The sequence below is a fragment of the Rhodococcus sp. ARC_M6 genome (assembly GCF_022810305.1).
Classification (GTDB): Bacteria; Actinomycetota; Actinomycetes; order Mycobacteriales; family Mycobacteriaceae; genus Rhodococcus_F.
The window spans coordinates 57,786-79,307 of the sequence record NZ_JALGQH010000002.1 but is presented as its reverse complement, the minus strand read 5'-3'; the positions used below and the strand labels follow the sequence as shown (position 1 = coordinate 79,307).

Annotated in this window: 19 protein-coding genes and 2 pseudogenes; 6 read left to right on the top strand and 15 right to left on the bottom strand. The window is 62.0% G+C overall.

Annotated features, from left to right (window positions below; genetic code table 11):
• Positions 1–454 precede the first annotated feature (454 nt).
• The 10 genes from MTX36_RS03200 to MTX36_RS03155 form a co-directional block, all read right to left on the bottom strand.
• Complete coding sequence (locus MTX36_RS03200; RefSeq protein ID WP_243618312.1) at positions 455–1,114, bottom strand: HAD family hydrolase; 660 nt, start codon at positions 1,112–1,114, stop codon at positions 455–457.
• The gene (locus MTX36_RS03195) at positions 1,111–2,199 is read right to left on the bottom strand and encodes an ABC transporter ATP-binding protein (protein ID WP_243618311.1); all 1,089 of its coding nucleotides are present in this window, start codon (positions 2,197–2,199) and stop codon (positions 1,111–1,113) included. Before MTX36_RS03195 ends, MTX36_RS03200 begins: the two co-directional genes overlap by 4 nt.
• 2 nt (positions 2,200–2,201) lie before the next feature.
• A complete protein-coding gene (locus MTX36_RS03190; RefSeq protein ID WP_243618310.1) occupies positions 2,202–3,500 on the bottom strand; it encodes an extracellular solute-binding protein in 1,299 nt (432 codons plus the stop codon).
• Between the two features lie 56 nt (positions 3,501–3,556).
• The gene (locus tag MTX36_RS03185) at positions 3,557–4,378 is read right to left on the bottom strand and encodes a carbohydrate ABC transporter permease (RefSeq protein ID WP_243618309.1); all 822 of its coding nucleotides are present in this window, start codon (positions 4,376–4,378) and stop codon (positions 3,557–3,559) included.
• A complete protein-coding gene (locus MTX36_RS03180) occupies positions 4,375–5,370 on the bottom strand; it encodes a carbohydrate ABC transporter permease (protein WP_243618308.1) in 996 nt (331 codons plus the stop codon). The genes MTX36_RS03185 and MTX36_RS03180 overlap by 4 nt, the downstream gene beginning before the upstream one ends.
• Positions 5,367–7,574, bottom strand: a complete 2,208-nt coding sequence (locus MTX36_RS03175; protein WP_243618307.1) for a PQQ-binding-like beta-propeller repeat protein — start codon at positions 7,572–7,574, stop codon at positions 5,367–5,369. Before MTX36_RS03175 ends, MTX36_RS03180 begins: the two co-directional genes overlap by 4 nt.
• 112 nt (positions 7,575–7,686) lie before the next feature.
• Positions 7,687–8,571: a MurR/RpiR family transcriptional regulator gene (locus tag MTX36_RS03170; RefSeq protein WP_243618631.1), complete on the bottom strand. Its 885-nt coding sequence runs from the start codon at positions 8,569–8,571 to the stop codon at positions 7,687–7,689.
• A gap of 896 nt (positions 8,572–9,467) precedes the next feature.
• Complete coding sequence (locus tag MTX36_RS03165; protein WP_243618306.1) at positions 9,468–9,641, bottom strand: hypothetical protein; 174 nt, start codon at positions 9,639–9,641, stop codon at positions 9,468–9,470.
• Entirely contained in the window at positions 9,623–9,895 is a 273-nt protein-coding gene (locus MTX36_RS03160) for a thioesterase family protein (RefSeq protein ID WP_243618305.1), read from the bottom strand. Before MTX36_RS03160 ends, MTX36_RS03165 begins: the two co-directional genes overlap by 19 nt.
• A gap of 98 nt (positions 9,896–9,993) precedes the next feature.
• Complete coding sequence (locus MTX36_RS03155) at positions 9,994–10,335, bottom strand: cupin domain-containing protein (RefSeq protein WP_374230415.1); 342 nt, start codon at positions 10,333–10,335, stop codon at positions 9,994–9,996.
• A 95-nt stretch (positions 10,336–10,430) separates the two neighbouring features.
• Between MTX36_RS03155 and MTX36_RS03150 the strand changes: the two genes are divergently transcribed.
• Both MTX36_RS03150 and MTX36_RS03145 read left to right on the top strand, forming a co-directional pair.
• Positions 10,431–10,949 carry a hypothetical protein gene (locus tag MTX36_RS03150; protein ID WP_243618304.1) on the top strand — a complete coding sequence of 173 codons (519 nt, stop codon included), beginning with the start codon at positions 10,431–10,433 and terminating at the stop codon, positions 10,947–10,949.
• 330 nt (positions 10,950–11,279) lie between these two features.
• Positions 11,280–12,626 (top strand): beta-propeller fold lactonase family protein, encoded by a 1,347-nt coding sequence (locus tag MTX36_RS03145; RefSeq protein WP_243618303.1) that lies wholly within the window; start codon positions 11,280–11,282, stop codon positions 12,624–12,626.
• An 88-nt stretch (positions 12,627–12,714) separates the two neighbouring features.
• On the opposite strand, the gene MTX36_RS03140 is transcribed toward MTX36_RS03145, so the two are convergent.
• The 3 genes from MTX36_RS03140 to MTX36_RS03130 all read right to left on the bottom strand — a co-directional run bounded on the left by MTX36_RS03140 (position 12,715) and on the right by MTX36_RS03130 (position 13,717).
• Complete coding sequence (locus MTX36_RS03140; protein WP_308198181.1) at positions 12,715–13,035, bottom strand: DUF4913 domain-containing protein; 321 nt, start codon at positions 13,033–13,035, stop codon at positions 12,715–12,717.
• A 122-nt stretch (positions 13,036–13,157) separates the two neighbouring features.
• Entirely contained in the window at positions 13,158–13,487 is a 330-nt protein-coding gene (locus MTX36_RS03135; protein ID WP_243618301.1) for a hypothetical protein, read from the bottom strand.
• 56 nt (positions 13,488–13,543) lie between these two features.
• The gene (locus tag MTX36_RS03130; protein ID WP_308198180.1) at positions 13,544–13,717 is read right to left on the bottom strand and encodes a hypothetical protein; all 174 of its coding nucleotides are present in this window, start codon (positions 13,715–13,717) and stop codon (positions 13,544–13,546) included.
• A gap of 358 nt (positions 13,718–14,075) precedes the next feature.
• Here MTX36_RS03130 and MTX36_RS03125 point away from each other — a divergent pair, with 358 nt between their 5' ends.
• From MTX36_RS03125 to MTX36_RS03115, 3 genes and pseudogenes are all read left to right on the top strand, one after another.
• Positions 14,076–14,240 carry a hypothetical protein gene (locus MTX36_RS03125; RefSeq protein ID WP_243618300.1) on the top strand — a complete coding sequence of 55 codons (165 nt, stop codon included), beginning with the start codon at positions 14,076–14,078 and terminating at the stop codon, positions 14,238–14,240.
• A gap of 3 nt (positions 14,241–14,243) precedes the next feature.
• Positions 14,244–17,561 (top strand): annotated as a pseudogene (locus MTX36_RS03120) (protein kinase).
• 347 nt (positions 17,562–17,908) lie between these two features.
• A pseudogene (locus tag MTX36_RS03115) lies at positions 17,909–18,607 on the top strand (IS6 family transposase).
• A 276-nt stretch (positions 18,608–18,883) separates the two neighbouring features.
• Here MTX36_RS03115 and MTX36_RS03110 read toward each other — a convergent pair.
• Positions 18,884–20,329 (bottom strand): Ig-like domain-containing protein, encoded by a 1,446-nt coding sequence (locus tag MTX36_RS03110; RefSeq protein WP_243618299.1) that lies wholly within the window; start codon positions 20,327–20,329, stop codon positions 18,884–18,886.
• A 308-nt stretch (positions 20,330–20,637) separates the two neighbouring features.
• Positions 20,638–20,910, bottom strand: coding sequence for a DDE-type integrase/transposase/recombinase (locus tag MTX36_RS30165; RefSeq protein WP_308198190.1), 273 nt, complete (start codon positions 20,908–20,910; stop codon positions 20,638–20,640).
• 143 nt (positions 20,911–21,053) lie between these two features.
• Between MTX36_RS30165 and MTX36_RS03100 the strand changes: the two genes are divergently transcribed.
• The gene (locus MTX36_RS03100; RefSeq protein WP_243618298.1) at positions 21,054–21,209 is read left to right on the top strand and encodes a hypothetical protein; all 156 of its coding nucleotides are present in this window, start codon (positions 21,054–21,056) and stop codon (positions 21,207–21,209) included.
• The last annotated feature ends 313 nt before the right edge of the window (positions 21,210–21,522 follow it).

The window sequence follows — 21,522 nt, the reverse complement described above, 5'->3', positions numbered from 1 at the left end:
TTGTCAAGTTGTTTGGTGTGCAACAGTTTTCAGGTGCGGTACGTCATCGCGCGGAGCGGTCGACAGAAGTAGCGGACGAACAGAGCAAGGTGACAGTGCCCGTCTGTGGCTGATCGATGCCACCCGTGGCGCTTTCGCATCCCTCGGCGAGATCGCAAGAACACGTCCTACTCCGAGTGCTACGTGCCGCTACAGTGCTACGGCCACGCACCTGACGGCTGGGACCACGTAACTACCAAGATGTTCAATTGGCAAATGTATGGGCGGACAATCTCGACCCTGCTCGGTAAACGTGTCATCCGCGCCGTATGGCCAAGCCCCACAACGTCTTCACAGAAAAGTGTGCCAAATTCACTTTTTCATGGCTACAAACGAATCGTTGGGCCCTTCAGCGGACGTGAACACGCGGCACGGACTTCCTGCTTACACGTTCGGAAGTCCGCGCCGCGAGTAGTCAGTGGGCGTCGGCGCCCCGGCAGACAAGACTCACGAGCTCGATCAGGTCGTTGATAAGCATGGTGGCCCCGGCCCTCTCGAGTACTGTGTCCGAGCTGTAACCGCCGCGCACTCCCACCGGCTGATATCCGGCTTCGATCGCGCACTGCATGTCGTAGGCGGTGTCACCGACATACACGGCGGTATCGGCGTGGTGACGAAGCGCGCGCAGGACGGTGACCTTGTCCGCGGCCGGTGCGAGGACCGCGTCCCACACCGGCGGGACATCGAGTGAAGTGAGGTCGTGGGTCACCGCCTCGGCGGCTGCGGCAGAGACGATTCCGAGCCACACGTCCTCGTCGGCCAATTGGATGAGCGCCTCCCGCACGCCGGAGCGTAGACGGGTCATGGTCGTCGCCATCCGCGTGTTCCACTCGGCCTCGGCCTCGGTGACTCCTGCGTCATCGATCCCGAGGTCGGTGAACATTTGAGCCATCGGTAGGCGGAAGGTGGTGGAGAACTCCGACTCGGGGACAGGGGCGATGCCGCGGCCGGTGAGGACATCGTTGAGTGCCGTCGCGGCGCGGTCGGCGTCGAGAACAACGGTGCCATTCCAGTCGAAGATCACCATGGATGACGCACGGCTGTAGCCCGCGTCCGCTCGCGCGCCGGCCCTCACGCAGCGGTCCCGACGTGATGCGGGCGGAGGATCCCAAGCGCGCGGGCGTCGCCGAGGCGCCCTCCCGTTTCGGTGGAGTAGATGTGCATACTCTCCGCATCCGCCCCGACCGTGACAGTGGTGCCGAGCGCCGGTGCATCACCGATAGCGCAGCGAAACGCGAAAGGTGTGCCGTCCGTGAGGAGAAGCTGGATGACGCGGTCCTGTCCGGTCGGTTCGATGAGAGCCGCCGAACCGGTAACCGTCCACGCATCCGGCGCGGGTCGCAGTCTCACGTGCTCCGGGCGGACACCGACAGTGATCGGCGGCGTCGAACCGAGACGCCCGAAGACGGACGTGCCGTTGGCCGCGACCGGGAGCAGATTCATCGGCGGACTGCCGATGAATCCGGCAACAAACACCGTTGCCGGCGCCGCGTACAACTGGTCGGGTGTACCGACCTGCTCAATTCGGCCATCGCGGATTACGGCGATCCGATCCGACATCGCCATCGCGTCGAGCTGATCATGCGTAACGTTGACGCCCGTCGCTCCGACTTCCCTGAGGAGCGAAGCTATTTCGAGTCGGAGCACGGCGTGCAGTTGAGCATCGAGACCGGACAGTGGCTCGTCGAGCAAGACGATGCCGCTGCGGCGGGCAAGTGCACGGGCCAGTGCGATGCGCTGACGCTGTCCTCCGGACATGGCCTTGGGCTTGCGCTGTAAGAGGTCCTCGACTCGCATCCGGGTTGCTATCGCGTGAGCGCGCTGCTCCGCATCCCTTTTGGCCAGGCCGAGTCCGTGACGCAGACCGAGAGTGATGTTTTCGAGTGCGGACAGATGCGGATAGAGAGCGAAGTGTTGAAAGACGATCGCGGCATCCCTTTTGTGGGGCGGTACGCCTTCCTGCGCGAAGCCGTCGAATCGAACGCTGCCCTCGCTCTGGTCCTCGAGACCGGCGATTACTCTCAACAGGGTTGACTTGCCGGACCCGGAGGGGCCGAGGATGGCAACCTGCTCGCCCCTGTCGATATCTAGGTCGATGCCGTCGAGTGCGGTGACATTTCCGTATGTCTTACGGATGCCACGCAGTTCTATGCGAGTCACGTTTATCCCTGTCCGACAATGGAATTGATGGTCTCCACGGTCTGCTTTACAGTGCTTGCGGTATCTGCTCCGGTCTGCAATGTCTGCCCCATCTGTGCGATGGTGTCCGTCACCTGGTTGGTGGTCTTACCGTCGAATCCGCCCCACGGGGTGAGTGGCTTGTCGTAGGTCCAGGCCCACTGCTGTTGCTTTGTCACGCCGGGCGCGGAAAGCAGTTCCTTCGCGGCATCGGTGTCAACCGGAATGTAGGAGAACGCTGCGCCGCTGGCGGCTAGCACTGCTTCTTTGGACAGCAGTGCGCTGACAAGTTCCTGAGAGAACCCGGCGCGACACGAGTCGTCACTGAGCACGATCCAGCCGTTGCCGCCGGCGGGCCGGGCACCGTCTTGGCCGTTGAACGTCGGAAGATCCACGGCTTCCCAATCGAACTTGTCGCCGATATTGGTACGGAAGTTTGCGATCTGTGAGGACGTGGACACCATCATCGCAGCCTTGCCGCTAAAGAAGTTGGCGGTGGCATCCTGCTCGTTGACGTTCGTTTCCAGACCGTCCTTGGCGAGCGTCGACCAGATTGAGAGCGCCTCGATGCCGGTGGCGTCACCGAATCCGGCACTGCCGTCCTCGTTGATGAAGGTACCGCCGGCTCCCTGGACGAAACCCTGTCCGAACCAGTCGGTCAGGGTATTGGTGGGGATACTGACCGATGGCGAACCGGTTGTGGCGGTGACCTTCTTTGCTGCGGCCACCATATCGTCGTAATTCTTTATATCAGAGGCTTTTCCGGCTCCGGCGCGGTCGAGAAGGGTCTGGTTCACCATGAGTGCTGGGGTGGAGATCTGGGCCGGTGCCAAGTACACCTTGCCGTCGACGGTACCGGCACCAAGGAACTGCTTCTGATACGTCGGGGAAAGCGAGTCTACGTCGATGGTGGCCGGCCCGTAGGTGTCCACCCAGAATCGAAGCTGTCCGAGACCGCTCATGATTACGTCGGGTCGCTTGCCGACGGCGATATCGCCGACGATGCCCTTTGACAATTCGGGGTAGTTGGTCGTGGTCTGAGGTTCGGCATTGATGGTGATGCCGGGGTACTTCTTCTCGAGCTGCGCGACTGCTACGGCCATCGCATCGGTGCCCTGCTTGGCGAAGGTGGCGTTGAGGACGGTTTCGGCGGCGTTGCACTGGGACAGGTCCCCGGCGGCGGCGGCCACCGACTGGTTGTCGGGTGATTCCGAGCAGCTGGTGAGCATCAGGGTGGCTGCGGTGGCTACGCCGGCAAGGGCGGTGACACGGGTCAAGCGCATGAGGTCTCCTAGACGAAAGTTATTGGGGGAAGGGAAGTGCGGGGCGGGAGAGGGGACTATCCCGGGATTTCGGCGCCGCTCATACCTTGGGCGAAGCGGCGTTGAGCGAGGAGGAACAGCAGAACGATGGGGACGGTCACAATCACCGCACCGGCGGTCAGTGCCGAGTAGTCGATCCCGGTGTCGGCTTGTTGGAAGGTGGCCAAGGCGAGCGGTGGCGTGATGGTGGCAGGGCTGCGGGAAACAAGCAGCGGCCACATGTAGTCGTTCCAATGGGTGAACACGGAAAACAGTGAGAACGCGATAATTCCCGGTGTGGCCATCGGCACGACGATCATGCGGAGAACGTGGAAGTGTCCGAGTCCGTCCGTGCGGGCAGCTTCAAGTAGTTGATCAGGGATGGACATCATCTGCTGCCGGATCAGGAAGATTCCGAATGCACTTGTGGTGAAAGGCAATACCAGGCCAGCGATGCTGTTGGCGAGACCGGCGAGGTTCATTCCCACGAACAGCGGGATCATGGTGACTTGAGATGGGACGAGCAGACAAGCGAGAACGACACCTAGTGCGATGGTGACGGTACGGGTGCGGACCTTGGCGAGAACGTATGCGGCGGGGACGCAGGTGATCAGCTGAAGAAGCAGAATTGAACATGTCACTACCAGCCCGGTGACGATGGACTGTCCGAGATTCCCTTCCTCCCACGCGCGTCCGAAATTAGACAGGTCGATGGCGGTCGGCAAGATGGAGAGGCCGTCGGCGAACACTTGGTCCGCAGGGGCCAGCGCAGTGCGGATCATCCAGTAGAACGGGAACAAGCTGATCGTTGCGGCGACGGCGAGTAGAACCCACTTAGATGATCGGACAACAACATTCATTTTGTACCTCCGGCCGAGCGACCATCGCTACCGGCAAGCACTCGACGTTGTGCGATGCCGATGCCGACGAGGACAACCAGCAGCAGGAACGAGAGCGCCGACGCCGAACCGAGATCGAAGTAGCTGAAGCCGAGCTTGTACGTCTCGGTCAGGACGGTCTCACTCGAGTACAACGGACCACCCTCAGTCATGACGTGGATGGTGTCGAATGCCTGTACCGAGCCGAGAATGGCAAGGACGCTTGCGAATACGACGGTTGGCTTCATCATCGGCAGTGTCAGCCTGAACAGTTTCGGCAAACCTCGGATACCTTCTGCACGGGCAGCTTCGTTCACCGTGGCGGGAATGGTCGCCAACCCGGCGGTGAAGATCATCATGCTGAACGATGCGCTGCGCCAGATGCCGACGAGAGCCACGGTGAGAAGTGAGGTGTTGGTGTCGCCGAGCCAATTGACCGGAGTGATCCCGACAAATCCGAGGGCTTCGTTCACAAATCCGCCGTGGTAGGCAAAAATCCAGCGAAACACCACTGCCATCGCCACTAGGTTCGCGGTCAACGGTAGGAACAATGCAGTTCGGATCAGCGGTCGACCTCGAGAGACCGACGTGGCGACTAGCGCTAGCAGCAGGCCGATCGCGAGGCTCGGAACGATGGTCATGGCGCAGTACAGCAGCGTGTTGACGAGCGCCTTTTGCACAATCGGATCACCGGCGACCCGAGAGAAGTTGGCGAACCCGACGAACCGCCAGGATCCGCCCGCCAGTGGAACGGAGAAGAAACTCGCGACCAAAGACAGCACCGCCGGAATGATGACGAATATGGCGATCGCCACGCCCGCGGGGGCCAGGAACCACAGCGGCGAAGCTACCCGCCAGCGGATAGCCCGGTTGCGGATCGGGCTTACTTGCTGGCGGTGTGGTTCACCAGCGATCAGCGGTGACTGTGCCGAATCGGCGACGGACGTGCCGGCGTCAACGGTTTCGGTACTCAACGCGCCACAGCTTCGGTGACTTTTTCCGGATGCGTCGCGGTGCCTGCTGGTGCCGCTACCCGTTGCGTGTCGAGCGCCAGGACGACGCCGTCCGTACCGACTGCGATGAGGCGGTCCCCGGCGAGGACGAGTTCGGCGGCGATCGGGGAGGCCAGTTGAGTGGTTCCGATCAGCTGGCCCTGCAGGTCGAAACGACGGATGACGCCGTCGAGGCCAGGCAGCAGCAGATGCGCCCCGACTATCGTCGGCGGCGCGATCACCGGGTGCGGCGCCTTGCTGTAGGAGGACATCGGGAAGGGTGCGTCACCGGTCACGGGGGTGTCCCAGATCGTGGCCCCTGTCGCGGGGTCGAGCATCCGTAGGCCGTACCCGGCGACCGTGACGAGATAGCCCGCGTCGGTGACAATGGGGCTGGCGGGACTGAACCCACCTGGATGGCGCTGCATCCAGAGGGTACGGCCGGACTCTCGGTCGAGTGCGATCGTGCTGCCGAATGCTGGAATGAGGATGACGTCACGGACGGCGTCGTATGTTGCGGTACCGAGCAGGAATAGCTGTTTGAGGGTGAAGAATTCCTCGCTTGCATTGAGTTCGCTTCTCTGCCAAACGCTTTCACCAGTTCGTGTATCGAGCCCGATCGGGTCTGCGGGTGTCGGGAAGAAGCCCATCACAAGCAGGTCGTCGATGATCAGCGGTGCCGCGTGGTTGACCAGATTGTGGTGCGGGGACAAGTCCGTTCGGTGCCAGATTTTCTCGCCCGTAAGCGCATCGACAGCGCGCAGGTCGGATGCATCACCCATGTACGCAATGTTGTTCGCGACAGTGGGTGTGCCCCACGCGAACCTGCGCAAAGGATCACTCGATCCCAGGCGCCACCGACCTGTCCCTGTTTCCGCATCAAGGCCGAGCAGATCACCCGACACCTCCGCCACGATGACGACGTCACCCGCGAGCGCTGGCGTTGTTTTGACCGACGATCCCGTCGCGGTCTGCCAGCGCAATTCACCTGTGTCGAGGTCTAAGGCCTCCACAGTGCCTGCGGCCCGGTCTTCGATCTGACCTCCGATGAATACCGTGTTGCCCGACACCGCGGCGCGCTGCCGGTGGCCGGCGCCAGCGGTCCCCGCCTGCCACAGGACCGCGTCGTCGGCGGAAGAGGTAAGCGCTGGCGCGAAGGTTGCTGCACGGATATCACCGAGTGTGGCGGGCGCTTCGCACTCGAGGATTTCCGTCCGGAGCGTGATGCTCTCGCCGTCCCAGGTGACGTGACGGAATGTCGGCGGGCTGTAGTCGAGTCCGGCGAACAGCGCGGCTGGGGTATTGACATGCAGGCTGCCTTTGACATCGACAACGCGACTGGCGTGCCAATGCCCGGAGAATGTGGCGATCGGCTGCCACGGCAATTCGTTGACAATTGAGGAACCTGGCTGATCGTGCGAGAGCAGAATGTAAGGAGCCCCCAGATCAAGCTGACTTAGGTCGGCGCTGAGCCAAGCATTTTGCTCTTCGTGATCGATCCCGAGCTCGTGGGAATGCCAATCGAGTGCAACCACGTGCAGGCCAGCCACGTCGAAGCTGTACCACCGCGGACCTATGTGCTTTTCGTAGTGGCTCGGGTCGCCTTGGTTGGTGAGATAGTTGTTGCGGGATACGAAGCTGTCGTGCGTGCCATTCATATGGTCGTGGTTGCCTGGGACCGCGTGTACCGAAAGGGGACTACCGGCGACGGCCGCGCGGTAGGCGTCGAATTCCGCAGCCAACCCGTGATCGGTCAGATCGCCAGTCAGCATGATGCAGCGCGCTTTTGGTGCAAGAACGGAAAGCCGACCAAGGAAACTTTCGACCTGAGCGGGCAGGCCACCTTCGGCGTAGTGGGCGAAATCGTAATCGCCGGACGCCACGACCTCGGGTGTAGTGAGGTGAGGGTCGGAAAGGTGGAGGAACTGGTACGGCAATGACTGTTCCTCCGGCACCAGTTCGAACCGCAGTTCGGTGGACTTTTCGTCTTCTAGAGGCGAGATGCGGTGCCACCATGGGGACGCGGTGTATCCGGTGGGCCGGGTGAGGACGACGAAGTTTCCCCACTCAGTTTGACAGTTGAGGGTGAACCGGCCGTCGGTGTCGGTGGTGGTGACCACGCCGCCGGTGGAGACGGTGATGTCAGCGGCCGGGCGGCCGTCAGTGTGGGTGACGATTCCCTGCATAAGTGTGCTCCTTGTTTCGGGTATCCGGGCACGCCTCGACGAGCACCATGCGCAGGCCGGTGCGGTCTCGGCTGAGATATCGCCAGTGATATTGAGTTCTGTTGCGGTCGAGTCAGATTCGGTGTTCGATGAGTACGTCTTCGGTGAGCGCGAGGGCCGTGTCACTGGTCGGGGCGAGACGGGACAGGCTGACGAACAGAGTGTCGAGTACGGCCAGATGCACAATGCGACTCGCCATCGCCTCGACCCGGTAGATGGTTTCGGCGCTACCCGCAACCAGACTCACGTCGACGATTTCCGTGAGTGGGGAACGTGAGAAGCTGGTCAGGGCAAGAGTGGTCGCACCGGCGGCTTTCGCGGCGGAGGTTGTTGCGAGGGTCTCGAAGGTCGACCCGGTATGGCTGATGGCGAAGAAGACATCGCTTTCCGTGAGCATCCGTGCGCTCACGTGCTGGGTGTGCACGTCGGGAGCGAAGGCAGCGTCGATACCGAGTGTGACAAATCGGTAGGCAGCGTCAAGTGCGAGCGGGGCGGAGGTTCCCACAGCGCCGAACACGACGCGCCGAGCACGCAGCAGGTGTCCGACCATAGCTTCGAGCGCGTGTGAATCGATGGCGTGCGCCGCGGCGGAGACAGCCCGCGCGGTGCCGCCCATGACCTTGTGCACGATGTCGCCAACGGTGTCGTCGGGCATGATGTCGCCGAGCACGCGCTGCTCACTCGGGATCGATTCGCTTGCGAGCGTGATTTTCAGTTCCTGGTAACCGCGAAGACCGACGTTCGCACACAGCCGTACGACTGTCGCGGGCGAACTTCCCGCGGTGGTGGCCAGCTCGGTCACGGACTGGTGGATCACTGAGGACGGATCACGCAGCACGGCGTCGGCTACACGCCGTTCCGCGGGACTGAAGGATGGAGATGCGGCTCGGATGCGTTCGAGGATGCCAGCGGTGGCACGATTGATCGGTTCTCCGGCCACCGCGAAATCGTTTTTCATCACGAGAGCAACGTAAGTGTGTGCAGTGAACGGAATAGGGTCGAAAGGTGAACGAAGGGAATATATTTCATTAATCAAATCGTTGTGAAAAAATGTTTCGCGAGTGTATGACTGTAAAACAGCAACTCTCCGCTGGGGGCATTTGCCGGACACAGTCATCCCTGAATGGGCGGGGGATTGTCAACTGCTGTTTTCCGTTTTCGGCCTCGTGCTGGCAGCGTCGGATAAGGGCCACCATCAAGACCATTCGTCCTCGCTACGCTGCGGGCGCTGTGTCTTGACCCCCGGCCCTCACTCAGCGCTGCCTGCATATCCTCTAGCGGACGAGGAATCTCCGGTAGGTGGGTTCGCAGCATCGGATATCTTTTCTCGCGAGTGGAGACATTCGGGGGTGTTGAGGGTGGAGCACGAGAAGGCGATGCGGGGCCTCTACTACGGTGTGGACGCGCCGTCGTTCGATGTGGTGCTCGATCGAGTGGATGAGCATCGCAGCTTACTTGACCTGGACGTTTCAGGGATGGGCTGAAGGATACTGCGGCGCAACAAAGTTGAGGATATGAAGCTTCTGGATGGTCCACGGACATGAAGGTGAGTGTCAGTCCGGTGAGCCGTGCGCGTCCGAGCCGGCAAAGGGGGACGCGCATCTGTGATGTTACGTCGCGAGATTCGTCTGGGCTTCTCGGCCCGGATGGATTTGGTTCCGTTCGTCGGTGTAGCGGGGCCGATCCTCGAGTGCCTGGAGTGTGTTGACGGCTGAGCGATCATCTCGGGATAATTTCGCATCCGTGTCTGTGCACTCCCGCGCTGACTGGATAAGCCGAATGTATTTCGGCCCGTGCTGTATTCGGTCCGCGTTGAGGGTGGGCGGTACCTGATTGATTGATGTGCCCCGATGGTCAGAGGTTCCACAGTTCGAGTAGTGCGGTCCGGATGGACATCGAGCGGACGTAGTGGTCGGTCTGTAGCTGTGGACCGGGGTGCCGGTAGTCGGCGAGATGTTTCTCGGCGATGTGGGGGTGGAGTGGGGGTAGGTCGGCGTGAAGCTTTGAGGTCAGTCCGTTGTGGTCCACGCTGCGAGCGCCGCCCGCTCGTCGGCCGATAGTCGACGTAGCGTGCCGGCTTCGGGGTCGGCGAACGCGAGTTGGGTGGTGGCGGTGACCGCAGGTTTCGAGTCTGGGGAGGCGTGTGCGGAGCGCACCTCGCTGCGGAGGGTGATGTCGACGGCGCGGAGCTTCTCGATCCACATCGTGACCGCGAGGGTGCTGTCGGAGTGTGTGAGCGAGGTGCGGTACCCGACTTCGATCCCGGCTAGCTTCCCGCCCATCGGCTCTGACCGCAGCGCCGACACATCTTAGGGGCGGCGGTAGGTTGCCCACTGACTTTCCACAAGTTCGGGCCCACCTGTGGCGCCGAGGGGTAGTGTCATTGTTCTGTCCGGGCACGAAGATGTGCGCGCTCACCTTGCTGGCCGAAGAGAATGATTAGCTCAGCAGATGCGTCATCTGCGGTCGAAAACCAGTGCGGGACATGGGTATCAAACTCGGCTGCCTCACCCGGGGTGAGGACCCGATCTTGGTCTCCGAGAACAAGTCGTACCCGCCCGTTGAGTATGTACAGCCATTCGTACCCTTCGTGCGACGCGAGGGTAGGCGTATCACCGAACCGCGCCGCCGGAATGATGAGCTTGTGGGCCTGTACTCCTCCGCCCCGGCTTCGTGTCCTTCGCAAGCAACGCGAGGCGTCGAGAACGTACGCCGTGAACACACCCGCATCACCCAGCCGACCCAGGCGCTAACCTGCCGCCCGCGCCGATATTGATACTCACATCGCCACTACCCGGAGCATCGGTAGCGCCGTCGATGCAGCACGCAACGAGCTTGCCGGCACCGGCCGCCTCGCCCGCGCCAAACGAGCCGAACTCGAGCAGAAGAGCCGCACTCGCTGCTGAGCGAGCCACCGCAACCTCGCAGGTCAAAGCCGCCCGCAATATCGCCGCGACCATCGCCCCAGCTGATCGATGGGACAAGATTGCAGCGGACGCCGCCGAAGCCGAACGCCGCCTACCCGCCGCGCTCCTCGACGCGGAAGAACGCGACCGCCAGGCGTTGACTTCCGCCGACAAGACCCTCGACCGCATCGACACCCAGCAAGGCCAGCTCACCCGCCGCGGCGCCGCGATCACCACCGAACAAGAACGTCGCCGCGACCTCACACCCGAGCAAGCAGCAACCGATGCTACTCAACGCAGCCGCGCCGACAGCGAAAAGGGTGCGGCCAGTCCGCAGGAACGCGAGCGGAACAACCGGGCCATGATGCTCGCCCGCCAACGCGAACAAACCGAGCAGCAGAAGCAACGCGACCGCGGAATGGAACGCTGACCGGGGAACACGGTGGCCACGAGAAACGAGAGCCCGTTTCGATCCACGGAGCGCATCCCGAAACTCTCCATCGCCGGTATCGCCATTCTCGTTCGAGAGATAGCGCAGCGTTCCCTGACACGGCCCGCATCGACAGAAAATGCCTGGTCACCCACAAAATTCGGTGTTCCGCGCCCGCTTATGTGCGTAGTGGCCGCTTCAGGTCATACATGCTTGTCGTCGACGGTGGCCCAAAGCGGCCAACAATCGAATTGGGTATTCGTGGCCTGTTGTCCGTTATGTTCCTTTGTGGTGGTTGCCTTTTGTGGCCACTGCGCACCCCCGACGGGGGTGCGGACTGCACCTTTCGAAGGGCACACCACCATCACCACCATCGAACGACCACACGCACCCAAGCGTTGGACCCGCACCGCCGCGGTACTCGGCGCCGGTGCTCTCGCCGCCGCCATGACCCTCGGGATCGGCAACGCATCCGCCGACACCGTCGACCCCACACCGATCCCAGCCGGCGCGGACCCGACCGGAGTGGCAATCACCCCCGACGGCGCCCGTGCTTACGTCACCAACTGGGGCGCCGGGGCAGTATCGGTCATCAACACCACCGACAACACCGTCACCGCCACCGTTGGGGTCGGCAGCCTTCCGCAGGAGGTGGCGATCGCCCCCAACGGCGCCCGTGCTTACGTCACCAACCGGGGCAGCAGCTCGGTGTCGGTGATCGACACCGGCGACAACACCGTCACCGCGACCATCGGGGTCGGCGATGGTCCGGTCGGGGTGGCGTTCACCCCGGACGGCGGACGCGCCTACGTCGCCAACTGGAATACAGGGACGGTGTCGGTGATCAACACCAGCGACAACACCGTCGACCCCGCACCTATCGCGGTGGGAGGGTCTCCCTGGGCAGTGGCGATCAGCCCCGACGGCGCCCGCGCCTACGTCTCCGATCGGAATGGCAACACCGTGTCGGTGATCAACACCAGCAACAACACCGTCAACCCCGCACCTATCACCGTCGGTCAAGGTCCGTCATCGATTGCGTTCACCCCTGACGGCACCCGCGCCTACGTCGTCAACCAGGAGAGCAACTCGGTGTCGGTGATCGACACCAGCGACAACACCGTCACCGCCACCATCCCGGTCGGCCAGCTCCCGTACCAGATAGCGATCACCCCTGACGGCACCCGCGCCTACGTCGCCAACCAGACGGACGACACGGTGTCGGTGATCAACACCAGCGACAACACCGTCACCGCCATCGACCTTCCTGTCGGTGGAAGGCCGTTCGGGGTGGCGATCACCCCCGACGGCCTTCGCGCCTACGTCACCAACTCTGACAACGCCACGGTGTCGGTGATCACCATCGAAATAGCTCCCACGCTGACCGGGGTACCGTCCGCCGGTGTCCTCGGCCAGCCCTACATTCACGCCTTCATCGTCACCGGACAACCGGCCCCCACGGTGACCGCAGTCGGTGCATTGCCCGCTGGTCTGACACTCACCGAATCCGGTGTTCTGTCCGGAACACCCACCGAGGCCGGGACGTTCGCAGTCACCTTCACTGCCTCGAACGGCATCGGAACTCCCGCTACCCTCGACGCCATCCTCACCGTCACCGCAGCTCCGGAACCGCCGGTGACAGGTTCACTCGGATCGCTCGGAAATTTCGGCTCCTGACCCGCTAAAGTCCCATCCGAAACAGATAGTGGCCGCTCGCCCCATTTCCGGGGTGGGCGGCCACTTTTTCTGTATTCGTACAGTTAGATCAGTGGCGGGCAGCGATGTCGCCGCTGACCCACTTCCTCAAACCGCCGGGGTCATCGACGATGTCCGGCGCCGTGAACGAGCACTTGCAATCGGTGCAGCGTTTGTATCCGGCCCGCTCTGCAAGATCACGCAACGTCGGCCAGAGCCACTGCACATGGAACGCCGACAACTCCGATCCCGGCTCGTCGAGCGTGTAGGTGCTTTGGTGTGAGACCATCAACGCCGTCAATTCCTCGACCGCGACGGGATGTCGGTACCAGCACGGCGGAATCATCGCATCCGAGCCGGTCACCGCGTAACGCCGTCGGAACCAGCTCACCCACGCGATGAGTTCGGCCCACAGCTCCGCCGTCTGTTCCCCGTCGAGATCCGCCCACCGATGGATGCGCGCAGGGACATCGTCTTCTCATTGCTCGTCGCCGTATTCGTCGAGTTCGTCGTTCATCGGGTGCACTCCTCATCGATAGTTTGTGCCAGAACCTTCTCCCGCGCCGCTCCGAAACTCTGGGCCTGCGCCGGAACGCCGCCGGTCAGGGCCAAGGCGCGGGTGTCGGCGCACAGCAGCTCGAACGTTGTTCCGGTACGAATTGCCGCTCGCCGAAACATGTCCAACCGTGTGATCTGCGGCGTCAGACCCCAGGTGGTGAGGTACTCGTCGACCTCGGTGGTCGGATCATCGAGCCAGGTGATGATCTTCTCGATGTCGTTGCCGTACACCACCGCCAGCACAGAGAGCAGATTGTTCGGCCGCGGCCAGAAAGGTGCTGTCAAGTTGTTTGGGGTACAGCAGCTTTCGGGCGCAGCAGGTCATCACACGGAGCAGTCGGTCAGGCAGTTAGGCGTAGTTCGGTGACCTGATCCCACACCTGGAAGCGTGCGCGGATTTCGGTGCGATGGTCGGTGGCGTTCATACCGTGTCTCGGTGGGCGGAAGTGCGGGGAGATGCGAATGAACGAGGCGAGAAATCGTTGCGCTGAGCCGACGGAGCGGAACCCTTTCATGGCGCGTTCTCGGCCTGGTTTTTTCAGTAGTTTCTTGACACTCCTATAGACATATGTTAAGCCTGTGAAGCTATTTCGCGGGTTGCAGAGGGACCAGGATGATCGGGTAGAGCTGGCGGACGATGTAACGCTTGATGCAGCGGATTGCCTCCAATTTCGTCTTGCCCTCGGCGAGGCACTGTCACGTTAATCGATTCGGCGCCTTCCTGAAATCCCACCAGCCTCATGAGCCACACACGAGCAGGAGGTTTCCGAGTACGGATCGACCACAATCAGCGCTTGATTGCTTAACGTGACAGTGCCACGGTTGGGGCGACAGGTACGAAGCGAGCGATTCCGGCCGGTGCCTAGGGAGACCATGGCTGCAGACCGCGATCTCCTGCATCAATTGAACAAGTTGGGTACGAAGGGCGCCGTCCCGCGCCGCCGACCTCAGCGATGCGCTGCGTTGACGGTCACGGAGGAAGGGAACATCATCGAGATAACGACGTGCATCATCGACGATGCCGCAGAATCGAAGTAACCGATGGTCGAAGACGATCCACTCCACACGCGTCGTGACCTGCTTCCGTTCATCAACGATGAGCTGGGAGCGGAGGGATTTGTCGACGCCCGGGAGATCGGGCGCGGCGGCTTCGGCGTAGTCTACCGCTGCACCCAGACCGGGCTGGATCGCACGGTAGCGGTGAAGGTTCTCACCGCCGACCTGGACGAGGAGAACCGGGCACGCTTCTTCCGGGAACAGCGGGCAATGGGGCGGCTGACCGGGCACCCGAACATTGTGGGCGTTCTGCAGGTCGGTGCTACCGACACCGGACGTCCCTACCTGGTGATGCCGTACCACCCGCAAGATTCCGTCGATGCGCGGGTTCGCCGGCACGGGCCGCTCGCGGTAGAGGAGGTGCTGCGGCTCGGGGTGAAGATGGCGGGGGCGCTCGAGACCGCACACCGGCTCGGCATTCTGCATCGCGATGTGAAGCCTGCGAACATTCTGCTTACCGACTACGGTGAACCGGCTCTGACAGACTTCGGGATCGCGCATATCGCCGACGGTTTCAAGACTGCGACCGGCACTGTCACGGGTTCGCCGGCATTCACCGCACCGGAAGTTCTCGGCGGCGAGCCCCCGAGTCCGGCCTCGGATGTGTATGGGTTGGGGGCCACATTGTTCAGTGCGCTCACCGGGCATGCGGCGTTCGAGCGTCGCAGTGATGAGCAGGTTGTGGCGCAGTTCCTGCGGATCACCGCGCAACCGGTACCGGATTGCGGGAGAACGGCTTCCCCGATGACGTGTGTGGGGTTGTTGAGAAGGCAATGTCCCGGGATCCGGGGGACCGTCCCTCTGCGACAGTGTATGGGTGAGGTTCTGCGGCAGTTGCAGTTCCGCCGCGGGTTGTCGGTTGATGAGATGGCGCTGCGCGCCGAACCGGGGGCGGAATCCGCCATCCCGACCGCGTTCGCGGAAGCATCCGTTGGAAGCGTTGCATCACAAGGGAACCGGGAAACGGGTACACCGGCAACAGGTACATCTTCGGTCTGGGGCCGAACCGGTGGACTTCCACTGGAGCTGACCAGTTTCGTCGGTCGACGCACCGAACTTGCCACAGCTAAGAACCTGCTGTCGACCGCGCGACTGGTGACCTTGACTGGAATCGGCGGTGTCGGGAAAACCCGTCTCGCACTACGGATCGCCGCCAAGTCGCAACGCAGCTTTTCTTGCGGCGTACGACTGGTGGAGTTGGCGGAATTGCGCGATGCAACGCTGTTACCGGGTGTGGTGGCCGGAGCCCTGGGGGTACAAGATCGGTCGACCATACCGGTGCGGGATGTGCTGGCAGAGTTCCTCGCTCAGCGGGAACTATTGTTGATGCTCGACAATTGCGAGCAGGTGATTGTTGCGGTGGCGCAGCTAGCCGAATTTCTATTGCGCGTGTGCCCTGACTTGCGAATTCTTGCGACGAGCCGCGAAGCGATCGGCATCGGAGGGGAAGTCATCCTTCTCGTTCCTCCGCTTTCCGTCCCTAACCCTGGTCGCCAACCGAAAGGCGCACCCAGCAATGACGCGGTGAAACTGTTTGTCGATCGCGGTGCAGCTGTTGTCCCCGGGTTCGAACTCGCCGAGGACAACAAGGTCGCCATCGGATCGATCTGTCGGCAACTGGACGGGCATCCGCTGTCGATCGAGTTGGCAGCGGCCCGGCTTCGGGCGATGTCTCCCGAACAAATCCTGCAGAGGCTGACCGAGCGCTACGACTTGTTGACTCGTGGCAGCAGAGACGCGCCGTCGAGGCAACAGACACTGCGGATGTGCATCGACTGGAGTTACGACTTGTGCACCCCCGCGGAGCAAGCGGCATGGGCTCAGCTGTCCGTGTTCTCCGGCGGTTTCGAACTCGACGCCGCAGAACAGGTGTGCGGCGGAGATCTGACATCGACCGAAATCCTTGACGCTGTGATGTCGCTGGTCGACAAGTCGATCCTGATCCGAGAGGAGTCGGGGGCAACGGTGCGTTTTCGGATGCTCGAAACCCTGCGTGACTACGGCCGGGAGAAGGCGCAGGAGTCAGGTGAGTACGAGTACACCGAACTTCGCCGCCGGCATCTTCATTGGTGCGAAGGTGTGGCGCTCGCCGCGGAAGCCGACTGGATCAGTCCCCGGCAGGTCGAGTTGATCACCACTATCACTCGAGAGCAGTCGAATCTGCGGGAGGCTTTGGAGTTCTGTGTGTCCGAGAGCCCTGACATCGCTACTCGAATCACCGCTGCCCTGTTTGCGTTCTGGATTTCCCAGGCGATTACCGAAGGTCGGCAGTGGCTTAGCCGTTTCCGTGAGTTCCGAACCGGCCCGCCAACCGTCGAGCGAGCCAAAGCGATTCACGCAGGAGCTCTCTTGGCGGCAGTGCAGGGCGATCTTCTGGCGTCGACAGCCCTGGTGGAGGAGGGCCGGGTCCTTGCGGACCAGACGACAGACCTTCTGCTGCACGCATATATCCATCACACGGAAGGATATCTGGCACTGTTCACCGAGGACCTCGCCGAATCGCGTTCACACCTCGAAAAGGCTGTTGCGTTGTTTACCGAACAAGGAAACCTGCCCTTCCAGGTCACCGCCATGTTGACCCTCGGTTTAACACTCGAACTGCTGAACGAGACGGGCCAGGCAATCGGATACTACGAGCGTGCGCTCGCCATTACCGAAGAGCACGGTGAAACGATATATCGGTCGTATGTGCTGTGGGCGCTTGCCATTGCGGAATGGAGGCAAGGTGATCACGATCGACCTGCTCGGCTGCTGAAGCAGGCGCTGCGACTGGGGCGGAAGGTCAATGACCGGTTGAACGCCAGCATGTGTCTGCAAGCTCTGTCCTGGGTCGCGGTCGACGACAAAGATGTCCGGCGCGCAGCTGTATTGATGGGCGCCGCGGACGAGGTGAGTCGATCGGTGGGAGGCACGAGCGTTGTTGTGCCCGGACTGGCCATCTTCCAAGACGCGTGTGAACGCGAGGTCCGAAACTCGCTGGGTGAGCGGGCCTTCGCTGCCGCCCACCGTGAGGGTGCCGCGCTCGGATTCCGCGCTGCCGTCGACTACGCACTGGGCGAGCAACAAACGCACGCTCGAACCCCTTCTGCCGGCCCATCGACCCACCCGACGAAGCGTGAACTCGAGGTCGCGGACCTGATTGCCGAGGGTCTGACGAACAGGGAGATCGCCGCTCGTTTGGTGATTTCTCCACGTACCGCGCAGGGGCATGTCGAACATCTGCTGGTCAAGCTGGGATTCACCTCGCGGTCGCAGGTCGCCGCGTGGGTGGTGGAATCGAGAACCGATCTCGCAGAACAATAGCGACCCTTGGCCGCCAGGAGTTTGAGAGCTGTCTCGACTTTCAGGCTGCTGTGGGCAACAGTCTGACGTTGTCGATGCATTGCATAGTGTGAATCTCGATGGTGCGCAGTTCCTTTCGTATCCATGGTGCAGTCGGCGGCTGGTCGGTAGCGAGTAGGGGGCCGCAGTGCCCGGTCGTGCACCTTGGCGATCCATTCCCGGACGTTTTTCTCGAGTGCCGGGACGCTCGTGCGGACACCGCCGCGTAGGAGTTGGCCGGTGAGGTATCAGAACCCCTGGTTATCAGGTCGGCACTGTCACGTTGTTGAAGTCGGCGAACTGGGAGAATCGGTGGGGTGAGCACTGCAATGCCGTCGTACAAAGGCCACCGCTACCTGGCCGAGATCATCAACCACTGCGTGTGGTTGTACTTCCGGTTCCCGCTCAGCTTCCGTGAAGTCGAGGAAATCATGCTCGAACGCGGTGTAGTGGTCAGTTACGAGACGATCCGCCGGTGGTGCGCGAAGTTCGGGCAGACCTACGCCAACCAACTGCGCCGACGGCGGGCACAACCCGGTGACAAGTGGCATCTCGACGAGGTGTTCATCCGTATCAATGGTCGGCAACACTATCTGTGGCGTGCGGTCGACCAGCACGGCACTGTGCTCGACGTGCTGGTCCAGTCCCGCCGAAACGGCAACGCCGCCAATCGATACTTCCGTAGGCTGCTCAAGGGCTTGCACTAGGTACCGCGGGTGATCGTTACCGACAAGCTGGGCAGATACCAGTTGGCGCACCGTGAGTTGTTGGCCTCGGTCGAGCATCGCCGATCCAAGTACTTTCAGCAACCGGGCCGAGAATTCCATCAGCCGACCCGGCAGCGGGAGCGGGCGATGAAACGCTTCACATCGGTCGCACACGCGCAACGATTCCTGTCCGCGTACAGCTCGATCTCACCGCATTTCATGCCCCGCCGGTATCGATTGACTGCGCCCGAGTGGCGCACCGAGATGGCCGATCGATTCGTGGTCTGGCGGGAAGTCACCGCGAGCGGAGTTGCCTCCTGAAACGTGAACAACCCCAAAGGGTTTACGTCACCGAAAACTCCAAAACAACTGCGCCGATATTTCTTTCAATTGACGTGACAGTGCCTTCTCAAGTGGTGTGGCGCTGACGCTGTGGGTTAGCGAGGACTGACCAGGAACCGAAGAGGGCCTGGATCCAGGTGCGATACCGGACCCAGGCCCTTGGGGTTCAGGCTCTTATGCGACCAGTTCAATGATCGGGAACTAGTTCAATTCTGTTGGTCCACAATCATATTGTTGGCCTCAGTAGACAGTTCTTCAGGATCCGAAGATGTTCCCCAGCGAACCGCCGATGTTGCCGCCGCCGGGGGTCTCGGTATCGGTAACTGTGACCGTGCGGATCTCGGAGGTCGAGATGACGTTACCTGCGGCGTCGCTATGGACCGCGGTGATATTGCTGGTGCCGGCGCTCGTGAAGGTGTGCTTGAGCGTCGCCTTGCCGTTGACCACTGTGACCGGAAGGCCGATCTTGTTGTCGCCGTCCATGAACTGGACGGTTCCACCGGCCGAGGTCGGGGAGACGTTCACGACCAGTTCTACTTCGACTCCCGTTGTTGCGGTGGCCGGAGCTGTCACTGTGGTTGTGGTGTCGACGTTGGCCGGCGTGACCGCAATGTTGTGTGCACCTGAGGTCGATGCCAGGTGTTCGTTGAATCCGGTGAACACTGCGGTGATGGCGTGGTTGCCGGCAGCGAGTGCCGCCGTAGTGGAGGCGTTGCCCTGGGCGTCGAGGTCGACCAGGCCGCCGATGTCGGCGCCACCGTCCTTGAACTGGACCTTGCCGCCGAGGGCCGGGGCGGGCGAAACCTGTACGCCGAGAATCACGTCCGTGCCCGCAACCGCGGTGGCCGGACCGGTCACCGACGTGGTGGTGGCGACGTCCGCCGGGGCGACCGGGACGTTCTGTGCTGCCGAGACCGACTCGTTGGCCTTCGTCGTGCCCAGGAACTTCGCGGTCAGGATGTGCGCGCCCAGCGCCGGCGTCCACGTCATCGTCGCTTTGCCGGCTGCCAACGAACCCTCCCCGATTTTGGTTGTACCGTCGTAGAACTCGACGATGTCTCCATCGGCGCCGCCCGTGACCGCGGCGCTCAGCGGCACCGTTTGGCCCACCTTCGTGCGCGCGGGGACCGCATCCAGTGTGGTGGTCGAGGTATTCTTGGCGACCCTGATCGACGGGCCTGGGTTGGTGTAGATGCCGGTGCCGCGTGAGCCGTTGTAGATCAGACCGGCGGTCAGGATGGTGCCGCGGTCGCAGTCGTAGCCGACCTTGTACTGGATGCTCAGGATCGGGGTGTCGACACCCCTCTTTGCGGTCGGCTGGTAGCCGAGGCTGGTGAAGTCGACGGCAGTGTAGTCGGCGGCAATCTCGACGTAGGGTTCGATGGTGTGGACGCCGGCGGCGTCGGTGACCTTCGCGGAACCCGAAACGTAGGTCAGGCAGGTCGAGTGGTAGTCCTTCACCCAATTGAGTTTTTCCCAGTTGGAGTCGATGCGGGCCCATTTGGTGGTGACGGTGACGGTGTCGTCGCCGGTGGGGGTGGCGTTGTCAATGGTGCGGGTGAAGGTGCTGTAATGGTCGGTCCAGGTGGTCGAACCCGGCGCCGCAGTTGCAATTCCGCCGCCGATCGCGACCGCGAATCCGGCGGCCACAGCGCATACGCTCAGGCCTCCGATTGCGCGAAGAGTTTTGCTCTGCTTCATGGTTCCCTTTCTTGAGACGTCGACGCAACGGATCTACACGAGCGCCTAGACGAGCGTCCAGCACTTTGATCGGGATCAAGGTATCGCAATTGATCAGCCACTACGGACGAATTGCGGTAACTGTGGCGAGATCGCGCAATGCAGTGGTGCTGCGTTTTGCTGGCATTGTCAAGTTGTTTGGAGTGCAGCAGTTTTCGGGCGTAGTAAGGCAACACACGGAACGATCGGTCAGGCAGCGACGGCCTGTTCGACGACCTGATCCCACACCTGAAATCGTGTGGCGACTTCGGTTCGGTGGTCGCTCGCAGTCATATGGTGGCGGGGTAGGCGGAAGTACGGGGAGATACGACTGAACGAGGCCAGAAACCGTTGAGCTGTACCGACGGAGCGTAATCCTGGTCCACCGCTCGCCACAGGTACTTCCGCACCCCGCCGACCTTGATGAACACTTCGTCGAGATGCCACTTATCGCCAGGTCGGGGTGCGCTCTGCCGTAGCCAGCGGGCGAACTCGGGCCCGAACCGAGTACACCAAGCACGGATCGTCTCGTACGACACTTCGACCCCTCGGGCCGCCGTCATCAACTCGATCTCGCGGAATGAGAGGGTGAACCGGTGACACAGCCACACGCAGTGCGCGATGATCTCCCGCGGAAACCGGAACCCTTTGTACGTCGACGACACCACCGCCTTATCCCAGATCAGGCGATGTCAACAACTTGACAGTGCCGATCGGTCTTCTCGCATCTGTCATCGCCGGCGGCGGGCACGTCGCCGTCATGGCAATGCCAGGTCTCGGACTTCTCGCACTGCACGAGGAAGGTGGAGATTTAGCGAAGGTCGCCCTCTTGCCCCGGCCCAAGGAGGCCGCAGTCGAGTGAGCGAAGATTATGTTTTTAAATTCACCTGCCACGCCGCGAGCGTCGGCAAGGCAAATTAGATGTGTCACTAGTGAAGTCTCATAGTCCTCATTGACTGCTTGTGCCAGAGTAACCAGTTCGGGCAGCGTTCGAGATTTGGTACGCCGTGAGATCTCTTACTGGCAAACGGCGCCTCCTCTGTCTCCGTCTGAGGCTCGAGGCCGAATCGGACGCATTCGTCTGCCAGGTCGTATGCGCTGATCGGGTACAGGGCCTCCACGATCGCGTCGTCCGGCATGCCGCAGCGCCGTGTTTTACTACAGATCTCACGGTC